Annotated in this window: 7 protein-coding genes; 2 read left to right on the plus strand and 5 right to left on the minus strand. The window is 39.4% G+C overall.

The features are described from left to right. On the minus strand, window positions 1-1,966 hold a 1,966-nt coding region (locus CXF78_RS05655), incomplete at its 3' end, for a PAS domain S-box protein (RefSeq protein ID WP_145991377.1). Window positions 1,967-2,369: 403 nt separating this feature from the next. Here CXF78_RS05655 and yiaY point away from each other — a divergent pair. Beyond that, window positions 2,370-3,518, plus strand: coding sequence for an L-threonine dehydrogenase (gene yiaY / locus CXF78_RS05660; protein WP_011638247.1), 1,149 nt, complete (start codon window positions 2,370-2,372; stop codon window positions 3,516-3,518). Between the two features lie 268 nt (window positions 3,519-3,786). Continuing rightward, entirely contained in the window at window positions 3,787-4,152 is a 366-nt protein-coding gene (locus CXF78_RS05665; protein ID WP_011638248.1) for a hypothetical protein, read from the plus strand. A gap of 140 nt (window positions 4,153-4,292) precedes the next feature. Here the strand turns inward: CXF78_RS05665 and CXF78_RS05670 are convergent, their stop codons facing one another. The 4 genes from CXF78_RS05670 to CXF78_RS05685 form a co-directional block, all read right to left on the minus strand. Beyond that, window positions 4,293-4,661, minus strand: a complete 369-nt coding sequence (locus CXF78_RS05670) for an acyl-CoA thioesterase (protein WP_011638249.1) — start codon at window positions 4,659-4,661, stop codon at window positions 4,293-4,295. A gap of 236 nt (window positions 4,662-4,897) precedes the next feature. Further along, window positions 4,898-5,908: a low-specificity L-threonine aldolase gene (ltaE, locus tag CXF78_RS05675; RefSeq protein ID WP_102036228.1), complete on the minus strand. Its 1,011-nt coding sequence runs from the start codon at window positions 5,906-5,908 to the stop codon at window positions 4,898-4,900. A gap of 46 nt (window positions 5,909-5,954) precedes the next feature. Beyond that, window positions 5,955-6,548: a thiol peroxidase gene (gene tpx / locus CXF78_RS05680; protein ID WP_102036229.1), complete on the minus strand. Its 594-nt coding sequence runs from the start codon at window positions 6,546-6,548 to the stop codon at window positions 5,955-5,957. A gap of 66 nt (window positions 6,549-6,614) precedes the next feature. Then, window positions 6,615-7,367: mechanosensitive ion channel family protein (locus CXF78_RS05685; protein ID WP_102036230.1), on the minus strand; the 753-nt coding region annotated here is incomplete at its 5' end.

The following is a 7,367-nucleotide window of genomic DNA, read 5'->3' on the forward strand; positions in this document are numbered from 1 at the left end:
CGGTTTCGCGCACGCAATTTTTTAGACGTTCCGCCGTCTCAATTAACAATACATCCCCCATATCATGGCCCAACGTGTCGTTAATCTCTTTAAAATAATCCAGGTCTAAAAACATCAATGCAAAGTGATTATGCTGTCGGTCAGAATGAAATACTTCTTGATTCAAAAATGTTAACAACATCCTACGATTTGGCAAACCGGTGAGTGCATCATAATTAGCCTGGCGCCATATCAACTCTTCAGTTTGCTTTTTCTCGGTAATATCGGAAAATAACGCAACAAATCGCGCACCCTGCGACTTTGTTCGGATGATTGAATTAATGGTTAATAAGATAAGGTAATTTTCACCATTTTTACGGCGCATCCACACTTCACCATGCCAATGTCCCTGCTGACTAAGCTGTTGGCTTAATTGTTGATAAAAATGTTGGGGTTGAAGATCTGTTTCAAACATACGTAAATGCTGATCTTGTATGTCTTGTTGACTGAATCCAGTGATAAAAGAAAATGCAGGATTTGAATCAATGATAATGCCCTTTGCAGTAAACACACTCATGGCTTCACTGGAGTTTTGATATACAGATGCTGCAATACTTAGCGAATCTTCAACCTGCTTGATATCAGTAATATCGCTATGAGTGCCACACACTCTAAGCGGTTTACCTTTATCATCAACATCAACGACCCTTCCAGTTTGCAAAATCCATCGACTGTCGCCGTCCATGTTAGTTAATTGATATTCTACACGTTGGCTTATGCAGCGGCCTTTTACAATTTCATTAATGCTGCGAAGAAACTTAAATTTATCTTTTAGCTGTATCGCATTTATCCATAGTTTAGGGTGTAGATTAAGCTCTTCCATTGAACAACCTAAAATGTCAGCACTGTATCGATTAGTACTAATACGATTGTGTTGTACATCCCAGTCCCACACTCCTAGCTCACTGCTATCAAGTACTAGCGCAAGCTGTTCGTTACTTTGTAATAAATCTTGCTCGGCTTGTTTCTGATGAGTGATATCGAGAAAACCAGCAATCACCAGAAAAGTATTGTCTTGAACATGACGGCGGCAGGCAATAGTCACATGGGTATAAATGACCGAACCATCTTTAGCAATAAAACGCTTATCAATTTCGTATTCATTGAGTTCGCCTTTAACCATTTTCTCAAATAATAATAAATCTTTATTCAAATCATCTGGGTGTGTTAATTCAGCCCACGTTAACGCCTTTAATTCATTTTCGCTGTAACCGAACATTCGACATAAATAGGTGTTAACTCTCAACCAATGCTTAGTTTTAGTGGTAATAGAAATACCAATGTTGCCAATATCAAATTGATTGTTAAAAAGAAAATCCTCTTGTAATTTGACTTGTATATCGCGCCCACGAAACACTATTTTGGCAAGTAAATGACCGATGATCATAGTCAATAAAGGTAACACCATCATAATAGGAAGTGACACGGTACGCAGAGCATCTAACGCTTGATCAAACGGCAATAAAAATAGCCATAATAGCAATAGGGAATGAACAATAACGCCAAGAAGGTAAAATTCACGATAACTAATTTGATCCAATTCATGCCGACGATATCGACGCCATATTAATCCGATTAGTGCACTACTGCTTAACGCACATATACCAACCCATACTGCAACCCCGCCCAAATGATAACGATAAAGCGCCATGATAATCGTTGCGACAAGAGTTGGAATTCCGCCAAAAAATAGACCACTTAAACAGAGTACGACCGTGCGAGCATCAAACAATATGTCCTGTTGATGAACCAAGGGATCCATCATAATAACAACGCCAATAGTGCCAATAACAGCACCCATTAAAAATTGCCATAAAAAAGGCGCCACCTTACGTTGATGCGTAGGAGAGAGTGAGTAAACATAAACTAGCGCGAGTAATAGCGCTGCATTTTCTAAAATTGAGAAAAAAACATTTAGACTAAACATCTATACATTTCCCTTATTCATCCTTAACAAGCACAGTAGCATCCAAGCTATCTCTATTTAGTATAGTAGAAGTAAACTAACACTATGATTTTTCGTCTTTATACCGTAAAGCATTCTATATATAAAGAGCATAATATTCATCAGAAATATCGGTAATATTATTTGAAAAAAAATAGCGATCCTAACCCGCGCTACAAAATGCTCAATAATCGACCAGCCATAGTGTCGATGTAAAACAATACCCCCTAGATCACAATTACTTGAAAAGTGTCGCATTGGTAATAAAACAACCTATTGATTGTGACTTATTCGACGTTAACGAGCTTCACGTCACATAATACCTGCAACGTTATTGGTATGTTTACTACAGAGAAAACTTAATTTTATAAAAAGGACAATTCATATGGCGACTAAATTCTTTATTCCAAGCGTTAACATTCTGGGTCAAGGCAGCGTAGATGAAGCGATTAAAGACATCAACGCATTTGGATTTACCAAAGCACTCATCGTCACCGACAAACCATTAGTGAGTATTGGTTTAGTTGCAAAGGTTGCAAGTAAACTCAATGCTAATGGTATTGAAGTGGTTATTTTTGATGGCGTTCAACCTAACCCAACAACAGGTAATGTTGCAGCAGGTCTTGAGCTATTAAAAGCCAATCAGTGCGATGTAATAATTTCTTTAGGCGGCGGCTCACCACACGATTGTGCAAAAGGAATCGCGCTTGTTGCGACCAACGGCGGTAATATTAAAGATTACGAAGGTGTGGATGTATCAACTAAAGCACAAATGCCTTTAGTCGCAATTAACACAACCGCTGGCACGGCAAGTGAAATGACCCGTTTTTGTATTATTACCGATGAAGTACGCCACATTAAAATGGCCATTGTCGATAAAAATACCACACCAATTCTATCAGTGAACGATCCTGAACTGATGCTAGAAAAGCCAGCATCACTGACTGCTGCAACTGGAATGGACGCATTAACACACGCAATTGAAGCTTATGTTTCTATTGCAGCGAATCCTATTACCGATGCGTGCGCAATTAAAGCCATCGAACTGATCCAAGCTAATTTAATTAATGCTGTCAAAAAGGGTGATGACATCCAAGCCAGAGAAAACATGGCTTATGCACAATTTTTAGCAGGCATGGCCTTCAATAACGCTAGCCTTGGTTATGTGCATGCTATGGCACATCAACTTGGTGGTTTTTATGACTTACCGCACGGGGTTTGTAACGCCTTATTGCTACCCCATGTACAAACCTATAATGCTCAAGTCGTGCCAGCACGCTTAGCTGATGTAGCAAAAGCTATGGGTGTAGATACTGCAGCAATGACTGATGAGCAAGGCGCTAAAGCGGCCATTGACGCCATTAAGCTATTATCAAAAGCGGTTAACATTCCCGCTAATTTAACTGAATTAGGCGTAAAAGCAGAAGACATTCCAACCTTAGCAGACAATGCTCTAAAGGATGCTTGTGGCTTTACTAACCCTAAGCAGGCAACACACCAAGAGATCTGCCAAATTTTCACTAACGCTTTATAACTAACTTCTGCGAGGGATATTAAGCAATTATCAAAAAGTAATTAACTTAATTTGAGCTTAATTCATTTTGTAGCACAGCATAAAGCCCGTATTTGATTACGGGCTTTTTTTATCTGCCGTTTAATGTAAAAAACCAACAATGACAACAGCTTATTTTTAATTTAGTAAAAAGTGATGCTTAGATCTAAGTTCTTGAAATAAGGATTGACCAATATAAAAAATAAGGTCTATAGTGAAAACACTTAGATAGCGAATAGGTAGGTAAACAATGACAGCAATCACTCATATATATAATTACACCGTTCGATGCCCGCACTATAAAGAAAACGAACAAGTTGCAACATGGCTCAACCATATCGAAGTAAACCAATCTTGTGAAATTGCACTAGATCGTATCACTAAATGGCACAACCTCTCTGGTACTAAATCATTTGAACTAGACGATTTTGTGGTTCGAAAGGCCGATAATGAAGAAGCTTATTTTGCTATGCAAAGTAGCCGCCTTAAGCATGATGGCCATGCCCTTGTCACGTTTAAAATCTTTTTAGACAACTGCTGCCAAGATGCTTCTCCGAATCAAATAATGGAGCATTTAATCGATGATTATCAACAGCGTATCGCTAAAGTCGAATAATACATCAAGTCTATTTACCATCAACATTAAGGAGCTATCATAGCTCCTTATTTTTTGCGGTTTTATGTTGAATGGTTATAATTTATTGCCCTTTCGCAACCTACGCTTACCAGAATTCCCCCATAATAATATCAATACAATTAAGCCGCATTGGCTCGCATGCCATGCGGGATAGGTAATCCATTTTCATTCACGTTGACAAATACCATCTTATCGATAAAAGCAATTGGCGCATGATTGATTTTATTACGTATTTTACAACGAACGGTGACTGAACTTTGGCCTAAGCTGACGAGTTCAAATCCAAACTCAATGATGTCACCCGTTTGCGCCGGTGCCATAAAATTAATTTCCGATATCACTTTGGCAATATGGAATTGGCTGCGCATTTGGCAACTGGCAAAAATAGTTGCTTCCTCATTAACCCAACTTAATAACTGACCACAACATAAGCTTTGAGTGCTATTAAGATGAATAGGCATGATGATATGACGTGAGAAATATTTCATAGTGACCTCATTATCTGACTTATTAATTTTGCGTTGTTAAGCGCATACCTCAAAATAAGTAGCAACGATTAAGCCAAGTATTTTTAACTTTAAAAATCAGTAAGATAAACATAACGCTTAATAGAATCGTTATCAGAATGCCCAAAATAAATGCATCTTCGCACCAAAAAAGAAAAAGCCACACTGAGTGTGGCCTTTAAAATAAATATTAACGGATAATGGTTAATGAATAGCTGTTAACGAATAATTTGCTTCAACGTATTCACAAAAACATTGATGTCATTCGCACTAATATTGTTATGAGTCACCAAGCGCAACTGTCGGCTCGGACTGATGATAATGCCTTTATCAGCCAGCTTGGCGGTAAGCATTTTAGGGTCGATATGTTCTGCGAGTGTGGCGAAAACCATATTGGTTTGTACCAAACTCACATCAACAGTTAACTCATTCATTTCAGCCAACAACAAAGCCAAGGCTTTTGCATTATGATGATCATCTGCTAAACGGTCGACCTGCTCAGTTAATGCTAATTTAGCCGCAGCAGCGATAATACCCGCTTGACGCATTCCACCACCGAGCATTTTACGCCATCGCGTCGCTTTACCAATTAACCGCTCATCACCTAACAGAATAGACCCTATAGGCGCGCACAAGCCTTTTGATAAACAAATCGATACAGAGTCAAAGTATTGGGTTATATCGGCAATAGCTATGCCCTGTGCAACCGCAGCATTCGCAACCCGGGCACCATCTAAATGGATTTTAAGCCCACGATTAAAGGCAAGACTTTGTGCTTGAGCTAAATAATCTTGGTTTAACACCTTGCCGCCAATGGTATTTTCTAAGCTCAATAACCGTGTTCGAGCAAAGTGCACGTCATCAGGCTTAATCGCAGCTTCAATATCACTTAATAAAATACTGCCATCAGCTTGATTATTCAAAGGCTGAGGTTGAATGCTGCCTAATACCGCCGCCCCGCCACCTTCAAACTTATAGTTATGAGCTTGTTGGCCACAAAGATACTCATCTCCGCGCTCACAATGAGACATCAACGCCAATAAATTAGCTTGTGTACCAGAACTGACAAACAAAGCTCCATCAAAGCCAAACATCTCTGCTGCCATATCCTGTAAATTATTGACGGTCGGGTCATCACCATAAACATCATCACCCACCTCCGCTCTCGACATGGCTAAACGCATTGCTTCTGTCGGCTGAGTCACCGTATCACTTCGAAAATCAATCATGCTGCATCTCTATCCTCTCTCGCTCAACTTTATCGAAGCTAAGCAACTACTTCGCCGCTGATGATATTTCTGTTAATGCCGCTAAGGCAGCATCGTAGTCTGGATGTTCACTTACTTCAGTCACTAATTCTTGATATTTCAATATGCCTTGAGGATCTATAATAAAAATTGAACGCGCTAATAAACCACGGTCTTTAATTAACAAGCCATACTTTTCGCCAAAATCACGCCATACAGAGTCAGACAACACTTTAATTTTATCCACATTTTCGGTTTGGCAAAAACGCTTCTGAGCAAACGGTAAATCTTCGCTAATGGTTAACATAACCACATCAGCATCATATTGAGTAAACTCTTTATTAAATCGCTTGGTCTGTAATGCACACACGCCAGTATCTAAACTCGGTACTGCGCTAATCAACACAGTCTTACCTTTAAAATCACTCAGGCTTACCGGATTAAACTTTTCATCTACCACAGTAAATAACGGCGCAACCGTATTAATCTTCGGTATGTGTCCTTCTAAAGCAACAGGATTACCGCCCATGGTAATCATGGTTTTTTCGCCGGCAAAACTGGGGGCGCTCATAACAGATGAAGATAATAATGTGATAGCTGCAAAGGTTGAAAATAGTTTCATGAAAAACTCCTTGTATAAAAAAACCAGCAAATGCTGGTTTTTTAAAATATTAAGTTGCCTGCAAGATTATTTTGCTGGAACTTCTTTCACATGTAAATCCATTTGTGGGAATGGAATTTCAATCTCAGCAGCATCTAATGCATTCTTGATTTGCTCAAGTAATTCAAAACGCGCAGTCCAATAGTCTGGTGTTTTAACCCACGGACGTACAACAAAGTTAATTGAACAATCAGCAAGCTCAGCTAGACCGATAGTATAACCAGGATCTTTTAACACAAACTGGTTATTATCTAAAATATCCGCTAATACCTTCTTAGTTTTAGCGATGTCAGCAGTATACGAAACACCAATCGTTAAATCGATACGACGCTTTTCTAGTGCTGAATAGTTAGTGATAGTGCCATTCATAATCGCTGAGTTAGGCGCGATAATCACTTTGTTGTCACCAGTACGTAAACGGGTTGAGAAAATCGTAATCTCATCAACGACACCGGCAACACCAGCGGCTTCAATAAAGTCACCTACGCGGCATGGACGGAAAAGCACCATCAATACGCCTGATGCAAAGTTCGAAAGTGAACCTTGTAACGCTAAACCAACAGCTAAACCCGCGGCACCTATAACAGCAACTAATGACGCTGTTTGCACGCCAACTTGACCAAGCGTGGCGACAATAGTAAATACAAAGACCAACGTCCACGCTAAGTTTGCGACAAACGAAACGACTGTTGCGTCCACTTTACGATTAGTCAGTAACTTAGTGGTTATGCGTTTTGCTACACCGGAAAAATACTTACCGATGAGAAAAATAACAATAGC

Origin of the sequence: Shewanella sp. 11B5 (assembly GCF_002836795.1) — a bacterium.
Classification (GTDB): domain Bacteria; phylum Pseudomonadota; class Gammaproteobacteria; order Enterobacterales; family Shewanellaceae; genus Shewanella; species Shewanella frigidimarina.